Here is a 16,002-nt window from a genome sequence, read left to right as displayed (position 1 = left end):
CCCGCCGACATCTGTCCCCGTTGAGAGCGACAGCGTGTCGGCGCTTACTCCGCCGGATGTTCCCGGTGGCGGATCGTCTCGTTCGCCACGTGCCGCTCGTGCAGCGACTCGGCGGTGGTTTCGCCGGGATCGCTCGGCGGGCGGGCGTCGAGATCGCGGTCGTTTTCGCCGCCGGGGGTGATCTTCAGGATCGAATGGCGCACCTCGCGAGCGAGGATGACGCGTGCGTCACGCACCATGTCTTCCAGCGCGTCGCTGAAGTCGAGTTTGCCGGCGTTGTCGGTCCATACGACCTTGACCTCGCGCAGCTTCTGGATGAATCCACGGAACAACGCCTTGTCGAAGAACTCCGGCGCGGACAGCTCATTGAGCAGGCCGAGGCGCTGAGCGGTAAGCGTACACGCGGTTTCGAGTTCGCCCGAGCTCATCGTGTGCGGACCGTTCTTCACCAGCGCGGCGATGGCGATGTAGTAACGCTCGAAGGCCTGCAACATGCTGCGTGCGATGACACGCAGCTGATAGGAGCCGTCGTCCTGGCCGGGCCCGCGTTCGAGCACGCGGCCTTCGGCGCTGGACTCGAGGATGCCGCGGCGCACGAAGAACTCGATCGTTTCCTGGATCTGCGTGGCGAAACCGTCCTGATCCCAGGGCAGGAAAAGCTCGCCCTGGATGAACGGATAAATGATCCGGCCCAGCCGGATGACCGACGAGCGGGACATGCGGCGGTTGTTGAGGAAGCACGCCGCCACCCAGGCGGCGGCCGCATTGAGGTGAAGCACGTTGTTGCGGAAGTAGGAGAGCAGCACCGCCTGCTCGTCGTCGGTGACCAGCACGTCGCCAAGCGGGTGCCTGACGCGACGGATCCAGCCCATCTGCTCGCCGTACGCGATGATGCCCTGTGGATTCATGGGCGTGATCGTGACGCGATCCGAATAAGGCAGTTCGATGAACATCGCCTTGGTCAGCTCGAGCTGCGCAAGCAGGTCGTTTTCCGCCATCGCGTGCTTGGGCGTCGCCAGCAAGGCGAGCGCAAGCAGGTTGATCGGGTTGACGTCCGCTGCGCGGTTGATGTTGATCTGGATGCGGTCGGCGAGATCGTCGACCACGCTGTTCATCCATTCCGGTTTGACGTCCGGATCCGCGGTCGTCGCGCGCCAGTCGGGTGCGACGGCATCGAGCATCGGGGTGAGTTCGATGGGCTCACCGAAGTTCAGCGTGACGTGGCCATAGCGCTGACGCAGCACCTTGAGTCCGCGGATCAGCCCGAGCAGCGATTCCTTTTCCTTGGGCTTGCCGGACAATTCGCCGATGTACGACTTGCCCTCCATCAGCTTCTCGTAACCGATATACACCGGCTGGAACAGCACGGGGCGGCGCGGCGCACGAAGAAACGCACGCAGCGTCATCACCAGCATGCCAGCGCGCGGGGCAAGCAGGCGACCGGTACGCGAGCGGCCGCCCTCGATGAAGTATTCCAGCGGAACGCCGCGATCAACCAGCTGCGCGAGGTATTCGTTGAACACCACGGAATAAAGCGCGTTTCCCTTGAAGCTGCGACGCAGGAAGAACGCGCCGCCGCGACGCAGTATCGGTCCGACCACGGGCAGGTTGAGATTGACGCCGGCAGCGATGTGCGGCGGCACGACCCCGGAGTGATGCAGCTGGTATGAAAGCAGCAGGTAGTCGGTGTGACTGCGATGGCAGGGCACGTAGATCACTTCATGACCCGGCGCGGCGGCGCGTGCCTTGTCGAAGTGGTGCATGGCGATGCCGTCGTAGAGCTTGTTCCAGAAGTTCGCGAGCAGAAACGAGGACGAACGCACGACGGGATGCGAATAGTCGGCCGAGATCTCCAGGGCGAAATCCCGCGCGCGGCGCTGCGCTTTCGCCAGCGTGATGTTTTCCTTGCTCGCTGTGGCGGCGATGGCGTCGCGCACCGGCTCGGTGTTGAGCACGGCGTCGACGACGGTGCGTCGATGCGACAGATCGGGGCCGATGACCGCCGCGCGGATGCGACGGAAGTGCGTACGCAGCACGCGGGCGATCTTGCGCGTCAGACGTTCCGGCGTAAGACCGCGCGATTCGTCGAGCACCGAGCGCAGCGATACGGGCGCCGAAAAGTGCACCACCGTATCGCGTCCGTTGAGCAGCAGCGCCAGCATGCGCCGGAAACGTCCCACGACCAGCCAGTTCTCGGCGAAAAGCACGCTGAACCAGCCGCTCTCACGGTTGGGGGCGCGACCCACGTAGATGGAGACGGGCACGATCTGGATGTCGCGCGAGGGATCGTCCTCGATCGCCCGGATGAGCTGCCCGATGGGTTCCTTCGGACCACGGGCATCCGTACGACCGAACAGCCAGCCATGACGGCGACTGAGCGAGAACACCGAGCGACGGCGGCGCCCCGGCAGATCGAGCAATTGCATCGGGCTCGGCAAGCCGGCCTCGCGGCACGCGCGCTCCAGGATCAGCGCGTCCGAGGTGCCATCGCGCTCGATGGCGTAACACACGGCCGCCCCGCTCCTGAGTAATACGGCGGGTTCGGCGGGCTCGCGTTTGATCCGCACCCAGGGTTCGAGAAGCCGCCCCAGCAGCTTGAACCACCAGGGCGAACGGGCGACATGGACGTGCGGATCCGCACTCATCGGAATTTCTGACATCGTGGGATTGTACGGCTTCAGCGGCCCCGGGCGACCGCGACGGGTGCGCCTGGGCTTCGCGTGGGAGGAGCGACCGTGCTCGCCGGGGCAGGCGCGGTGGCCGATGGCGCCGGCGGCGCAAGGCGCGCGTGGTCGTCGCGGACGCGCTGCAGCAGATCGCTGTCGTACCACCGCCCATCGAGCAGAACGAGCGTCGCGTCGGTCTGGATCGGCTTGTCGAGCAAGGTGTAGGTGATCGTGACGTGCGCCGATCCACCGCTGTTTTCCAGCGTATCGATGCTGACGGAGTCGAAGCTCTTGTCGACCGACAGCCCATAGACATCGAGCAGGCGTTTGAAGCCGAGCCAGGCGGTCGACCATGTCGCCATGGATTGCTCGAACGTCATCTGGTGCAGCGCGTCAGGCGTGGACAGGCCAGCCTTGCGGGCCGTGTCGACCAGCACGCCGATGGCTTCCTTCGCGCGGGCCTGATCGCCCCAGGCCACCGTCTGGGTCCACGGGGCGATGACGTTGACCGCCTCCCGGAGCTGCCGCTTCTGCGGCACGGTGAGGTCCTTGGCCTGATCGATCGCCGTGAGCGCCATCGACTGGCCCACACCGGAAATCAGGGGCATCTGGTCTTTATAGTCGCGATCGAAGCGTACGAGGGTCGGCCGCAGGTCGGCGAACAGCTTCTTCTCCGCGTCCGGATCGGTCAGGCGTTTCACACCGGCCTCGAACTTGGCGCGGTCGTCCGGATCCATCGGCGTCTCCGCTTCGTTACGACGCGGCCAGTCCTTGCGCAGATTGTCGAAGTCGGCCGGCGGGAGCGCGTGCTTCCAGAACAGGTCGAACTTGCCGTCGCGGATCAGGGCGAGCGACTCGCGTGTGGCGTCTTCGGGTGAGCCACCGCCGGGCGTGCCGGCCGTTTCCGCTTTTTTCTTGTCGCAGGCGGCGACAAGCGCAAGCAGGGCCAGAAGGACCGGTACGAGCAGGAGGGGGCGGCGCATAGGGGAGGGCTTCTCGCGTCTCGGCACAGCGGGGACGGGGAGCGTACAAGAAAAAACCCCGGAGACTCATCGTCTCACGGGGTTATCCAGCCCGAAGCCGGAAAGGGAAATGGCCTTGCCCGCATTGCTTTTGGCGCCACGGGTTTCGGCGAGAGGGATGATAGTTGGACGACATTGCTAAAGCAATACGTCACAAACATCCATCTAAGTATCTGATTTTACTTGATGCGAAGCGCGTCGATCTTCTTCTGGCGGCGCTCGGCACGGGGCAGATCGTAGTCGTTGTCGAACAAAGCGGGCTCCCATGAGCCATAGGTCGGGTTCGGCAAGACGAACCAGCGTTCGCCGATCCATGCCGTGTAGGGTGCCATGGCCCTGGTCCGGCCTTCCTCGTTGTTGCCGGGGATGCTGGTGAAATCGCCGATCTGATCGCCGAACTGCATCAGCACGCGATAGTTCTTCGCCACCAGCTGACGGCGGCAGCTCTTCTCGCTGCCGGCCTGCTCGCAGCCTTCGACAAACGTTCCGAGGCCCAGGAACGATGCCTTGCCGGCCACCGGGAAGCCGGCCGAGCGCAGGTTGGCGAGGGTTGCCTCGTCCAGATCCTTGGCACGGTTGGAGACGTAGAAGACGGCGACACCGTGGTCCGCGGCGAAACGGGTGAACTCCACGGCGCCGGGCAGCGCACGGGCGGCCGCTTCCCTGCACCAGTCGGCCCAGGCGGCCTCGTTGAATTCACCGCCGGAGCGGATGAGACGCGCCTGATAGGGTGAGTTGTCCAGCACGGTCTCGTCGATGTCGAGGATCACGGCCGGCTTCAGGCCCTTGAGCGAGGGGTGCACCGCGCGGTCGTCCCGGGGCAGGGCGTCCCAGTTTGGATCCTGCTTCGCTTTGAGAATTTTCTCTTGTGCATTGCGGAACGTCTGCACGTAGATGAAGTCGTGCTCGCTGGCGCGCTGGGACCAGGCCACCGCGTTGAGATTGTCGTCGGCGGCGACGCCGGCCGTGGCCGGTGCCTCGACGGCGGCGGCAGGCGCCGACACCGCCGTCGGTGTGGACGCGACGGGACGCTGCGCCTGCGCGCAGCCCGCGAGGGCGAGAGCGGCCGCGAGCGCGACCGGAGCGAACTTCATCATCAAAACCCCTTGTGGATCGGGTATCGGCACCCGAGGGGCGGCGATTCTCCACGGAGTTTACGACAGCCTGACGACGAGGCGCACGCCTCTGGCGCTGTGGCCCCGCGTACTGACAGACTGCGGTCTCACACACGACGAGGTCGTCCATGGACGCTTCCACCCCACGGACCCGCGCCGTGCGCATCGCCAGTTACGTCGCCGCCGCGGTCGGACTGTTGCTCATTCTCCTGCTGCGGCTCTTGCCGGCGTTGCTTGCCGGCCTGCTCGTCTACGAAATGGTCGTATCCACGGCGCCGCTCATGGGACGTCGCCTTCCCGGGGACCGTGCGCGCGTGCTCGCCGTCGCGGTGATAGGCGTGGTCGTGGTGGGGCTGCTCACGTTGCTGATCCTGGGCGGCATCAGTTTCTTCCGCAACGAGATCGGCAACCCGCAGGAGCTCTGGCAGGATCGCCTGATGCCGCTCGTCGAACGGGCGCGCCAGCAGTTGCCGGCGGCCATCGTCGATCGGCTGCCCGACAGCGTCGAAGCGCTGCGCTTCACGGCGATGGACTGGGCGCGCTCCCACGCCGTGACACTGCAGCTCGCTGGGAAGGAGGCGGCGCGCGTACTCGTGCATATCCTCATCGGCCTGATCCTCGGCGCCATCGTCGCGCTGAGCCGCACCCGCCCCACGCATCAGGTGGGGCCGTTCGCCGCCGAACTGTCGCTCCGCAGCGCGCGCCTGGCGGACGCGTTCCATAACATCGTGTTTGCGCAGATCAAGATATCCCTGGTCAACACCGCGTTCACGGCGATCTACCTGCTCTGCATCCTGCCGTTGTGCGGCGTGCACCTGCCGCTGACCAAGACCCTGATCATCGTCACCTTCATCGTCGGCCTGCTGCCGGTGATCGGCAACCTGCTGTCCAACACGGCGATCACCATCGTCGGCCTGTCCGTGTCCCTGTACGTCGGCCTGGGTGCTCTGGTCTTCCTGATCGTCATCCACAAGCTGGAGTACTTCCTCAACGCACGTATCGTCGGCACCCAGATCCGGGCCCGCGCATGGGAGCTGCTGGTGGCCATGCTGATGTTCGAGGCCGCCTTCGGCCTGCCCGGCGTGGTCGCGGCCCCCATCTTCTATGCCTACCTCAAGTCTGAACTCGAAGCGGAACGCTTGATCTGACGTTCATCTCCTTGCTGGTGGAATCGCCGCCAGTTCAAGGAGTTCCGTATGATCCGCACGCCTGGAGATTCCCGCGCCGTCCGTATCGCCACCTACGTCCTCGCGGCGCTGGCGTTGTGGGGCGTGCTGATGCTGCACCTGGTTTCGGCCCTCCTGGCCGGCCTGCTGGTCTATGAGGTCGTCGAGGCGCTGACGCCGTTGATCCGACGGGTGATCCCCGGCGAGCGTGCGCGCCCGATCGCCGTGGGTGTCGTCACGATCATCGTGGTCGGGGCGATCATCCTGCTGGTGTTCGCAGCGCTCAGCTTCTACCGGCGCGATATCGGCGATCCCCAGGAACTGTGGGACAGCAAGCTGGTGCCCTTGCTCGACAAGGCACACGAGCAGCTGCCGACGTGGCTGACCACCCGCCTGCCGGACAGCTTCAACGATTTCCGATCGCAAGGCATGGGATGGGCGCATGAGCACGCGGGCGACCTGAAGCTCGTGGGCACGACCGCGGCGCGCGTCATGGCGCATATCCTGATCGGTCTCGTGCTGGGTGCGATCGTTGCCGTGTCGCACGGGGCTGGTGGCCGTCCGGCCAAGCCCCTGGCCTTCGAACTCTCGACGCGCACGATGCGCCTGGCTCAGGCCTTCCACAACATCATCTTCGCTCAGCTGAAGATCTCGGCGATCAACACGGCGCTTGCGGCGTTGTTCCTGCTGGTGGCGTTGCCGATTCTCGGCATCCATGTGCCGCTGGCGAAAACGCTGGTGGCGGTGACCTTTGTCGTCGGGTTGCTGCCCGTCGCGGGCAACCTGATTTCGAATACGCTGATCGTCGTCGCGGCGCTGTCCGTCGGACTCTGGGTGGGCGTCGCGGCGCTGGTCTTCCTCGTGGTCGTCCACAAGCTCGAATACTTCCTCAACGCGAAGATCGTCGGCGGGCAGATTCGCGCGCGGACGTGGGAGTTGCTGATCGCGATGCTGGTGTTCGAGGCGGCGTTTGGTATTCCGGGTCTTGTGGCGGCTCCGATTTACTACGCCTACCTCAAGAGCGAGCTGGAGGCGGAGCGGCTTATCTAGCCACCGCCCGCCAGCATCGCCCTGATGCGCGCGATATGCGTATCGGCCGCTTCCTTCTTTACCTCGGCATCCGCATCGGGGTCCTTGCCATCCCAGTGCAGATCGTCCTGGGGCAGTTCGTCGAGGAAGCGGCTCGGGTCGTTGGACAGCACCTCGCCGTACTTGCGCGAGCGTGCCGAGAACGACAGCGTCAGCATTTCCTTGGCGCGTGTGATGCCTACATACATCAACCGTCGTTCCTCATCGAGACGGCCTTCGTCGATCGCGCCTTCGTGAGGCAGCGTGCCGTCTTCGCAGCCGACAATGAAGACGAAACGGAACTCGAGGCCTTTCGCCGAATGCAGCGTCATCATGCGCAACGCATTGCCCGGGTCGTCCCGATCCGCGTGGCTGAGCAGTGCGAGCTGCGCGGCGATATCGCCCGTGCGGCCGCCGTCCTTGCCCATCGCGCGGAACCAGTCGACCAGTTCGCGCAGGTTGCCGAGGCGGCGCTCGCGCAGCACTTCGTCCGTGGTGGATGCCGCGATCTGCGCGCCGTAACCCGTCTTTTCGATGACGGTGTTGACGAGGTCGGCCGCGCTTTCGTGCACGGCGTGGCTGCGTAACTCGTCCATCAGGCGGGCGAAGCTGGCCAGTGCCGACGCGGGGCGCGCCGCGATGTTCTTCAACGCGCTGTCACTGCGCGCGGCGTCGAGCAGCGAGGCATTGCGTGCCTGCGCCATCTGGCCGAGCTTTTCGAGTGACGTGGCGCCGATCTCGCGCTTGGGTACGTTGACCACGCGCAGAAACGCGGCGTCGTCGGTCGGGTTGGTCAGCAGGCGGAGGTAGCACAGGATGTCCTTCACTTCCGCGCGATCGAGGAAGGACAGTGCGCCGCTCAGGTGATACGGGACGCGCGCGAGACGCAGCGCCTTCTCGATCACGCGCGCCTGAAAGTTGCCGCGGTACAGAATGCAGAAGTCATCCCAGCGGATGCCCTTGTCCTTGTACTTTTCATGCAGGCTCGCGGCGATCGAGGCGATGCGTTCCGCTTCGTGGTCGTTGTCCTTGCATTCCAGTACGCGGATGGGCGGACCTTCGACGTGGTCGCTCCACAGTTTCTTTTCGTGGACGTGCGGGTTGTTGGCGATCAGCTGGTTGGCCGCGCGCAGGATGCGCTTGGCGCAGCGGTAGTTCTGTTCGAGCTTGATCACGCGCAGGTTGGTGAAATCGCGCCCGAGCTGGTCGATGTTCTCGGGGTTCGCGCCGCGCCACGCGTAGATGCTCTGGTCGTCGTCGCCCACGCAGGTAAAGCGTGCCTTGGGGCCGGCGATGGCCTTGAGCAGACGATACTGCGCGTCGTTGGTGTCCTGGTATTCGTCGACCAGCAGGTAGCGCAGGCGCTCCTGCCAGATCGCGCGCGCCTCGTCGTCCGTCTCGAGGATGCGAAGAGGCAGGCGGATCAGGTCGTCGAAGTCCACCGCGTTGAAGGCGGCCAGGCGCTGCTGGTACAGGTCGTAGATGGTCGCCGCTTCGATCTCGCGCGGGCTGCGCGCCGAGGCCATGGCTTCTTCGGGTGTCAGGCCACCGTTCTTGGCCTTGCCCACCAGGTTGCGGATGCCCTGGATCACCTCGGGCTTGACGCCCTTGGGCGAAAGCTCCTTGATCATGTTGGCGCTGTCGTCGGCGTCGAGCACGGAGAAGCCGCGACGCAGCTGCGCGCGATCGTGCTCGATCTGCAGGAACTTCAGCCCCAGTGCGTGGAACGTGCACACGGTGAGCGCCTTCGCCGACTGTTCGGAGATCAGCCTGCCCACGCGCTCGCGCATTTCCTTCGCCGCCTTGTTGGTAAAGGTGATGGCGGCGATCTTCTCGGCCGCCAGGTGGCGCCGTGAGATCAGGTGCGAGATTTTTTCGGTGATGACGCGTGTCTTGCCCGAGCCGGCACCGGCCAGCACGAGAAGGGGACCGTCGCAGTACTCGACGGCCGCGTGTTGTTGCGGATTGAGCATCGGGATTCGGGCCGGAGAGGACAGGCGAACGAGGACGGGGATGGTATCAGGTGCGGAGGTCGGCGGACCCCGGACTCGCCACTCTCAACGGCGGCGAGACTGCCGTGGCGGGCACTTGGCGGTACCATGGCCGGTCACGTTCCGGACCGATCCCGTATGGCCAAGCTGTATTTCTACTATTCGGCAATGAATGCCGGCAAGACCACGACGCTGCTTCAGAGCGCGCACAATTACCACGAGCGCGGGATGCGCACGCTGATCCTGACCCCGGCGCTGGACAACCGTTACGGCGAGGGCATCGTCGCCTCGCGGATCGGCCTGCAGGCGCGGGCGCTGCGTTTCGCCGGCGAAGAGGACATCTTCGTCATGGTCGAGCGCGATATCGCCGCGCGTGGACCCTTGCACTGCGTGCTGGTGGACGAGGCCCAGTTCATGAGCAGGAACCAGGTCTGGCAGCTGTCCGACGTGGTCGACCGCCTCGGCATTCCCGTGCTGGCGTACGGGCTGCGCACCGACTTCCGGGGTGAGCTGTTCGAAGGCAGCCGGTATCTGCTGGCCTGGGCGGACAACCTGGAAGAGATCAAGACGATTTGCCATTCCGGTAAGAAGGCGACGATGGTGGTGCGCGTGGATGAACACGGCCGCGCCGTCACCCAGGGGCCGCAGGTTGAGATCGGCGGCAACGACCGCTATGTCTCCGTCAGCCGCGCCGAGTTCAAGAGCATTACCGGTGGTGAAGGCCGTATCGAGCTGCAGCAATCCGTGCTGCCGCTCGGCGAATCCGATTCCGACGAAGGAAAGCCCGCGTGACCGAGACGACGACCACCGCCGCCAGCTGGCCGCGCCCCCATTGGCAGCCGAGTAACGAGGAGGCTGTTCTGCTCTTCTTCGTCTTCGGCGCTTTTCCGCAGGATCTCGCCATCCCCGCTGCCCGCTATGGCAGCCCGGGCCTGCCCGAAGGTGTGGAGTTGCAGCGTTTTCAGAACGCCGTGCTGTCGCGCTGGGAGGGCTATCCGCTGTCCGGTGCCCTCGGCGACCTGCTCCGCGAAGATAGCCCCGAGGCCTTTGCCGCCGCCAAGGCGGCGCCGCATGTGGTGGCGATCCGCGGCCGCTTCCCGGACCGCGACAATCTCGACTATCTGCGTGACACCCTCGGCGTCGTAGCCGCGCTGACCGACATCGGTGGCAAGGCCGTCGTCGATCCGCAGATCCTGACCCTTTTCGATGCCGCCGGCTGGCGCGAGCACTACCTGGTCCAGGGTGGCGCGCCGACGCGGAATCACGTGCTGATTCTCTGTAGCCCTGAGGAAACCAAGGGGCGCTCGTGGATCCGTACGCGTGGCATGCGCAAGTTCGGTCGTCCGGATATCAGCCTGACCAACGTGCCCGATCGCGACATCGACCGCGCGGGCGCCTTGTCCGAGCGCTTCGTCGACCTCGGGGCGCTGGGCGCGCATTTCGAGCAGGATCAGACCGTCGAGGTCGATGGAGTGAAAGGTGGCCTGACCGTGGCTCTCTCCGGTGACGAGAGCGATCCGCTGTTCAACAACTCGCATGCGGCCATGCGCTGGCCTGACTGAGTCAGCGTGGTTCAGCGCGCGTCAGGTAGCTGATTGAGCCAGTCGACGAACGCCTGCGCATCGCCTTCGTCGTGGAAGTCGACGGCGACGTAGTTGGGCTTGCGCTTCGCTGCCGGAAGGCAGTAGTCGAGGTAACGGCGACGCAGCTCTTCAAAGGCGTTGTCGTGACTTGCGTGGTGTGCGACCGGTAAACCGTGGAAGTGATTCATGGTGAACAGCGGTCGCCAGCCCGGTTTGCCGGGGATGGACGTGCGGTCGAGGGGCTGTACGTCCGCATTCCACCGGCTGCGGCAGCTGCGGTCGTGGGTCAGCATCGTCATGCCCAGGCTCCAGTAGTTCTCAACGGTGTAGCGGACGGTCGGCATGATGTGTACGGTCCCGTGCGCGGTGAAGATCGCACCGCTGTTCGCCTCGTTGAGGCTGAAGATCAACAGGCGCTGGCCGCGGCTGATCAGCTCGCGATAGGTCGGCCATCGTTCGGTATCCCAGGTCGTGGGATCGAAGGTGACGCTCCCCAGGCGGGGAACACGTCGCAGCTCGGCTTTGAGTTGTGCCAGCGTGCTGAAATCCTCGAGCTGGAGCGTGATGACCGCCTCCGGATGGGTATCCAGGTAGGGCAGGATGGTCGCCTGCAGCAGCGTGGCGAACCGCTCGGTGCCGGGGCCGTACGTGCACTTCGCATGACACAGTGCCACGCGTCCCTCGAACGGATGCAGGTCGAGCATGAACGCGCGTACGCCAGCCTCGAGTTGCTCGGCGATCGTGGTCCGCTGATTCCGAATCAGTCCGTTGCTGGTGAAGGCGTTGTGCGCGGTCAGCCACGTGTAGCGGTCGAAGGGTTCGTCCAGGCCGAGGGTTTCCGTCGGGCCCGCAAGGGCCATCGGTGTAGCGATCGATGTCGCCACGGCGAACAGCAGTTTTTTCATGAGGGCATTCCCTGCCGCGGTAGGATGACTGTCAGCCTAGTAGTGTGCCCACGCGCTTCGAAGTCCGCGAAACGCTCGATACCGTGTCGTCTTTTCTAATGCTGGCATGTAGGGCAATAGAACGACGCTCGCTGTCCGAGCGTCACGACCTTGATCGGCGTCGTGCAGGTTCGGCACGGCTCGCCGGCGCGTCCGTAAGCGAACAACTCCTGAAAGAAGTATCCGGGGGCGCCATCCGGCGCGAGAAAATCGCGCAGGGTGGTGCCCCCTCGTGTGATGGCGTACGCGAGAATCCGTTTGATCTCACTGGCGAGCTTCGCGTAGCGCTCGCGTGACACCTTGCCGGCGGCGCGGCGCGGATCGATTCCCGCAGCGAACAACGCCTCGCTGGCGTAGATGTTGCCGACGCCGACCACGACCGCGTTGTCCATGATGAAGGTCTTTACCGCGGCGCTGCGGCCGCGGGACAGTCGCCACAACACGTCACCGTCGAACGCGTCGGTCAGAGGTTCCGGACCGATACCTTCGAGCAAGGCGTGCGTCTCGCCGGGCATCTGCCACAGCAGCGCACCGAACCGGCGGGGGTCGGTAAAGCGCAGCACGCGATCGGATTCGAGCATCAGGTCGACGTGGTCGTGTTTGCCCACGGGCGTGTCGGGAAGAAGCACGCGCAGCATGCCGGACATGCCCAGATGGAACAGGGCGGTCCCCGCCTGTGTTCGCAGCAACAGGTATTTGGCGCGTCGGTCCACCGCTTCGATGACCTGCCCGGGCAGCAACGAGGAGATTTCCGGTGGAATCGGCCAGCGCAGGTCGGGCCGACGCAGCACGACGCCCGTCACGCGACGCCCTTCCAGGTGAGGTGCGATACCGCGACGGGTGGTTTCGACTTCGGGAAGTTCTGGCATGGGCCGAAGATGGGGGCTGCCGCGGCGGCTGGCAACCGCTGCCGGTCAGGGTGCCGGTGAGTCGTGGGTCGGCAGCGAGGCCGTGCGTGGTGCGCGCGGCAGGGCCTGAGCGGGTACGAAGGCGATCCGGTCGCCGACTTTCGCGTAGCGCTGCTTACCCAGGGCGGCCATGTCGCCGAACTCGACGCGGACGCCGTCGAGCACCAGCACGGCGACCGGCGGTGCCAGCCCGATTTTTGCCTCATCGAACGTCGAGGCTGGATTCCACGTTGCGACCGGCGTGGCGGCCAGTGAGGCGAGTTCGTCGGCACGGCCCTGATCGGCGATCCGGGTGCCATCGGTCAGCCACTGACCGTCGTGCCGTTCGAAACGCTGGGCAGGCGACCCCTTCAGGGTCAGCTCGACATGGCTCACCGTGTCCGGATCCAGCGCGGTAAGCAGGTGCGCGCGCGCATCGCTTTCATCCGCGCGCCATTGCCAGGCCACCGCGACGATCAGCGCGAGGACGACGAGCAGGCCGATCAGTCGCGTGCGCACGTCAGCGTCTCCGCCTGCGCCAGGCGATGCCGACGCCGAGGCCGAGCAGCGTCACCGGCAACGCGATGAGGAAGCCGAAGCTGATGGCGTTGAGCCCTTCCTGCGACAACGAGATCACACGGTCCGGTGCACCGCGCGTCGGCAGGTCGACCAGTACGTCGTCGCCAAGGAGCCAGTCGAGCACGCGTTCGCCGAGCGCGCGATTGCCGCCATTGCCGATGTACGTGTTGGACAGGAAGTCGCCATCGCCGATCACGACGGCTCGCTGCTCATTGCGATCGGGGCTGGGTGACAGTCGGTTCAGGGCGAAGCCGAAATCCAGAGGGCCCTTGAGTTCGCCCGCCTCCGGGTGGAAGGCGATCGTCGACGGTCTGGCGTTATCGATACCGCCGAAGGCCGTCCAGCTGCGCTCGCCCGAGCGCAGGAAAGGCACCACGGCCCAGTCGTGGTCGGAGACCTGGGCCAGTCCCGATACCTGCGGGAAAAGGGTGCTTTCCCGGAACCCGCGAGTGATGGCGTGGAACGGGTAGTCGCCGAGCACGACCATCCGGGGATCGTTGACGTTGAGGGTGCTGCCCTGACCGTCGACGAGGACGCCCGGAAGCACACGCACGCCGAGCACGTCGGCCAGCGGGCCGGTGCCCAGATCCTCGTTACCCGGTTCGGTGAGCCAGAGCAGGTTGCCGCCGCCATGCACGTAGTCGACCAGCGCGGCGACGCTGTCCGCCGGAAGGGAGCTCGTGGGGCTGGCGAGCACGACCAGGTCGGTGTGATCCGGCACCCCGCGCGTCTGGCTGAAGTTGAGCGGTACGGCACGAATGCCGCGGCGCTCCACCTGGGTCATGAACGTGCCCAGGTCCGCATTGGCGCGACCGTCGGGCTGGCGTTCGCCGTCGCCGGTGACGAACGCGACCACGCGTTCGCCGCCCCGGGCCAGCCGCTCGAGGGCGTTCGACAGGTTGCGTTCGTTGATCGGGCTTTCGACCCGCTGCTCGCGGCCCTGATAGCGCACCAGCAGGGCGCCGTCGCCGGCGATACCGAGCTGGCGCGAGGCCGCCGGGTCGAGGTCGGGGTCGACGAAGGACAGCGTCAGGTCTTTCTTTTCACGCGTATAGCGCTCGATGACGGCGGCGATCTGCTCGCGCAGTGGACCGGTGGGCGAGAGGTAGCCGACCACCTCGACCGGGCCGTGCAGTGTGTCGAGCACCGCCACACTTTCCGGCGCGAGGCTGGCGCGCGCGCCTCGCGACCAGTCGGCCGTCCACGTGTGACGTGTGCTGAGGAAACCGATGCAACCGGTGGCGACCAGCAGGCCGAGCAGGACGAGCCAGCGATCGAGGCGGCGCATTACTGGCGCTCCCGGTCGGCGCCGAGTCGGCGGATGGCGAGGATCAGTGACAGGGCGATGGCCAGTGCGAACCAGATGAGATCGCTGGAGACCACCAGCCCGCGAAGCAGGTTCTGCAGATGCGTGGCCATGGTCAGCCAGCCGAGAAAGCCGCCACTCAGGCCTGCCGCCTGAGCGCCGCGATCGATCGTCCAGAGGACGAGCGTCACGATGAGTGCCATCGCCGCGGCAATGGCAGGGAACGACGTCGCCGCGGAGCAGGCGAGGCCGATCGCGGCCAGCGTCGCCAGGAGCAGGGCCGTGCCCAGTGTCGCCGCGGCGAGCTTGCCCCAGTCGGCGGTGGATTCGGCACCGACCAGCAGGGGCATCGCCAGCGTGGCAAGCAGCCAAAGTGCCAGCCATCCGAGCACGGCGATGTATTTGCCCAGCACGATGCGTGTCGGTGACAGGCCCGTGGAGGCCAGCAGGGCGAGGGTGCCCGCGCGGCGTTCACCGGCGAGCTGGGTCATCGTCATCAGCGGGACCACCAGAAACGCGAGCTTGACCAGTTCCGCCAGCAGCGGAATGGCGACCAGATCCGTGAAGCCCGGCGCGTCGGCGATCCCCGCCAGCTTCACCTGCGCACCGAGAAATTGCCCTAGACCCAGGACGAAGGTCCAGGCCAGCCAGGCGATGGTGAGTGCGGCGAGCGCCCATGCGAGCGGGCGGACAGCGAGGCGGCGCCATTCCAGGCGGGCGACGGCGGCGATGCTCATGCGCCGGCTCCCGTGGCGATGCCGAAGAAGATGGATTCGATATCGCCGCCGTGGTCGTCGTGCAGCGGCGCATCGTGACGCAGGCGCCCTTCGTGAAGGATCGCCACGCGGTCGCACACGGCGACCACCTCACCAAGGACGTGAGTCGACAGGATCACAGCGGCACCGGCGGCGGCCCGCTCGCGGATCAGTCGGCGCAGCTCGCCCACCTGCACCGGATCCAGTGCGTTGGCGGGTTCGTCGAGAATGATCAGCGCCGGGTCGTGGACGAGGGCGCAGGCGAGCCCGAGTCGCTGGCGCTGGCCCTGCGACAGGACCCCCGCGAGGCGCCTGCGAAGGTCGCCGAGCTGCAGGCGGGCGACGATCGTGTCCGCCGCGCGCTTTGCCACGGCCCGGCTGGCGCCGCGGAGCCGGGAAAACGCGATCAGGTGCTCGTCGACGGACAGCTCCGGCCACAGCGGGGCGCTTTCAGGCAGCCAGCCGAGCAGACGTCGCGCCATGGCCGGTTGCCGCACGAAATCCATGCCGTCCAGCTCGATACGTCCGCTGTGAGGGCGAAGGGCACCGGCGAGCATCGAAAGCGTGGTGGACTTGCCCGCGCCATTGACGCCGAGGAGGCCCAGGACTTCACCACGGTTCAGGCAAAACGACACCCCCTCGACGGCCAGGCGCCCGGCACGGCGTCTCGTAACGTCTGCGACATTCAGCAAATGGGCCGCGCTCATGCGGCTACGTCGCCGAACACCGCGTAACGCGCACTATCTTGCGAGCAAAAAGACGCAGGGGAGTGATCATGCTGAACGAGCGAGGGGGCGGTCATCCCGCGATTGTGCGGAAAGGGGTTCGGAAACCACAACAGTGGGCTTCACATTTCGCCGAATTCCGTGCTGGTGGGTATGGAATCGGCTCGTTAGACTGGTACCTGTACGACCCCTTCA

The 16,002-nt window shown here is 65.9% G+C and carries 14 protein-coding genes; 4 read left to right on the top strand and 10 right to left on the bottom strand.

Annotated features, from left to right (window positions below):
• Positions 1-44: 44 nt before the first annotated feature.
• The 3 genes from plsB to FA87_RS17400 all read right to left on the bottom strand — a co-directional run bounded on the left by plsB (position 45) and on the right by FA87_RS17400 (position 4,785).
• On the bottom strand, positions 45-2,645 hold the full coding sequence (gene plsB, locus FA87_RS17410; protein WP_051943221.1) for a glycerol-3-phosphate 1-O-acyltransferase PlsB: 2,601 nt from the start codon (positions 2,643-2,645) through the stop codon (positions 45-47).
• A gap of 32 nt (positions 2,646-2,677) precedes the next feature.
• The gene (locus FA87_RS17405; RefSeq protein ID WP_052191421.1) at positions 2,678-3,649 is read right to left on the bottom strand and encodes a hypothetical protein; all 972 of its coding nucleotides are present in this window, start codon (positions 3,647-3,649) and stop codon (positions 2,678-2,680) included.
• 218 nt (positions 3,650-3,867) lie between these two features.
• Positions 3,868-4,785, bottom strand: coding sequence for an HAD family acid phosphatase (locus FA87_RS17400; RefSeq protein WP_043696316.1), 918 nt, complete (start codon positions 4,783-4,785; stop codon positions 3,868-3,870).
• Positions 4,786-4,931: 146 nt separating this feature from the next.
• Here FA87_RS17400 and FA87_RS17395 point away from each other — a divergent pair, with 146 nt between their 5' ends.
• Both FA87_RS17395 and FA87_RS17390 read left to right on the top strand, forming a co-directional pair.
• A complete protein-coding gene (locus tag FA87_RS17395) occupies positions 4,932-5,951 on the top strand; it encodes a membrane protein (RefSeq protein WP_036109691.1) in 1,020 nt (339 codons plus the stop codon).
• Between the two features lie 48 nt (positions 5,952-5,999).
• Positions 6,000-7,019 carry an AI-2E family transporter gene (locus FA87_RS17390; protein ID WP_043696313.1) on the top strand — a complete coding sequence of 340 codons (1,020 nt, stop codon included), beginning with the start codon at positions 6,000-6,002 and terminating at the stop codon, positions 7,017-7,019.
• Here FA87_RS17390 and FA87_RS17385 read toward each other — a convergent pair.
• Positions 7,016-9,010, bottom strand: a complete 1,995-nt coding sequence (locus tag FA87_RS17385; RefSeq protein WP_036109700.1) for a UvrD-helicase domain-containing protein — start codon at positions 9,008-9,010, stop codon at positions 7,016-7,018. The genes FA87_RS17390 and FA87_RS17385 overlap by 4 nt on opposite strands.
• Positions 9,011-9,166: 156 nt before the next feature.
• Between FA87_RS17385 and FA87_RS17380 the strand changes: the two genes are divergently transcribed.
• Positions 9,167-9,820 (top strand): thymidine kinase, encoded by a 654-nt coding sequence (locus FA87_RS17380; RefSeq protein ID WP_036109702.1) that lies wholly within the window; start codon positions 9,167-9,169, stop codon positions 9,818-9,820.
• Positions 9,817-10,590 (top strand): hypothetical protein, encoded by a 774-nt coding sequence (locus FA87_RS17375; protein ID WP_043696310.1) that lies wholly within the window; start codon positions 9,817-9,819, stop codon positions 10,588-10,590. The genes FA87_RS17380 and FA87_RS17375 overlap by 4 nt, the downstream gene beginning before the upstream one ends.
• A gap of 11 nt (positions 10,591-10,601) precedes the next feature.
• Here the strand turns inward: FA87_RS17375 and FA87_RS17370 are convergent, their stop codons facing one another.
• The 6 genes from FA87_RS17370 to FA87_RS17345 all read right to left on the bottom strand — a co-directional run bounded on the left by FA87_RS17370 (position 10,602) and on the right by FA87_RS17345 (position 15,789).
• Positions 10,602-11,516, bottom strand: a complete 915-nt coding sequence (locus FA87_RS17370; protein ID WP_052191420.1) for a hypothetical protein — start codon at positions 11,514-11,516, stop codon at positions 10,602-10,604.
• 95 nt (positions 11,517-11,611) lie between these two features.
• Positions 11,612-12,424, bottom strand: coding sequence for a bifunctional DNA-formamidopyrimidine glycosylase/DNA-(apurinic or apyrimidinic site) lyase (mutM, locus tag FA87_RS17365; RefSeq protein WP_043696307.1), 813 nt, complete (start codon positions 12,422-12,424; stop codon positions 11,612-11,614).
• A gap of 45 nt (positions 12,425-12,469) precedes the next feature.
• Positions 12,470-12,961, bottom strand: coding sequence for a hypothetical protein (locus FA87_RS17360; RefSeq protein ID WP_043696300.1), 492 nt, complete (start codon positions 12,959-12,961; stop codon positions 12,470-12,472).
• Between the two features lies 1 nt (position 12,962).
• Entirely contained in the window at positions 12,963-14,309 is a 1,347-nt protein-coding gene (locus FA87_RS17355) for a DUF4350 domain-containing protein (RefSeq protein WP_043696295.1), read from the bottom strand.
• Positions 14,309-15,064, bottom strand: coding sequence for an ABC transporter permease subunit (locus tag FA87_RS17350; RefSeq protein ID WP_036109718.1), 756 nt, complete (start codon positions 15,062-15,064; stop codon positions 14,309-14,311). Before FA87_RS17350 ends, FA87_RS17355 begins: the two co-directional genes overlap by 1 nt.
• Entirely contained in the window at positions 15,061-15,789 is a 729-nt protein-coding gene (locus FA87_RS17345) for an ABC transporter ATP-binding protein (RefSeq protein ID WP_043696292.1), read from the bottom strand. The genes FA87_RS17350 and FA87_RS17345 overlap by 4 nt, the downstream gene beginning before the upstream one ends.
• Positions 15,790-16,002 lie beyond the last annotated feature (213 nt).

Source organism: Luteibacter sp. 9133 (assembly GCF_000800155.1).
Classification (GTDB): Bacteria; Pseudomonadota; Gammaproteobacteria; order Xanthomonadales; family Rhodanobacteraceae; genus Luteibacter; species Luteibacter mycovicinus.
The sequence above is the reverse complement of the archived record's forward strand: the minus strand, read 5'-3'. Positions and strand labels throughout refer to the sequence as shown.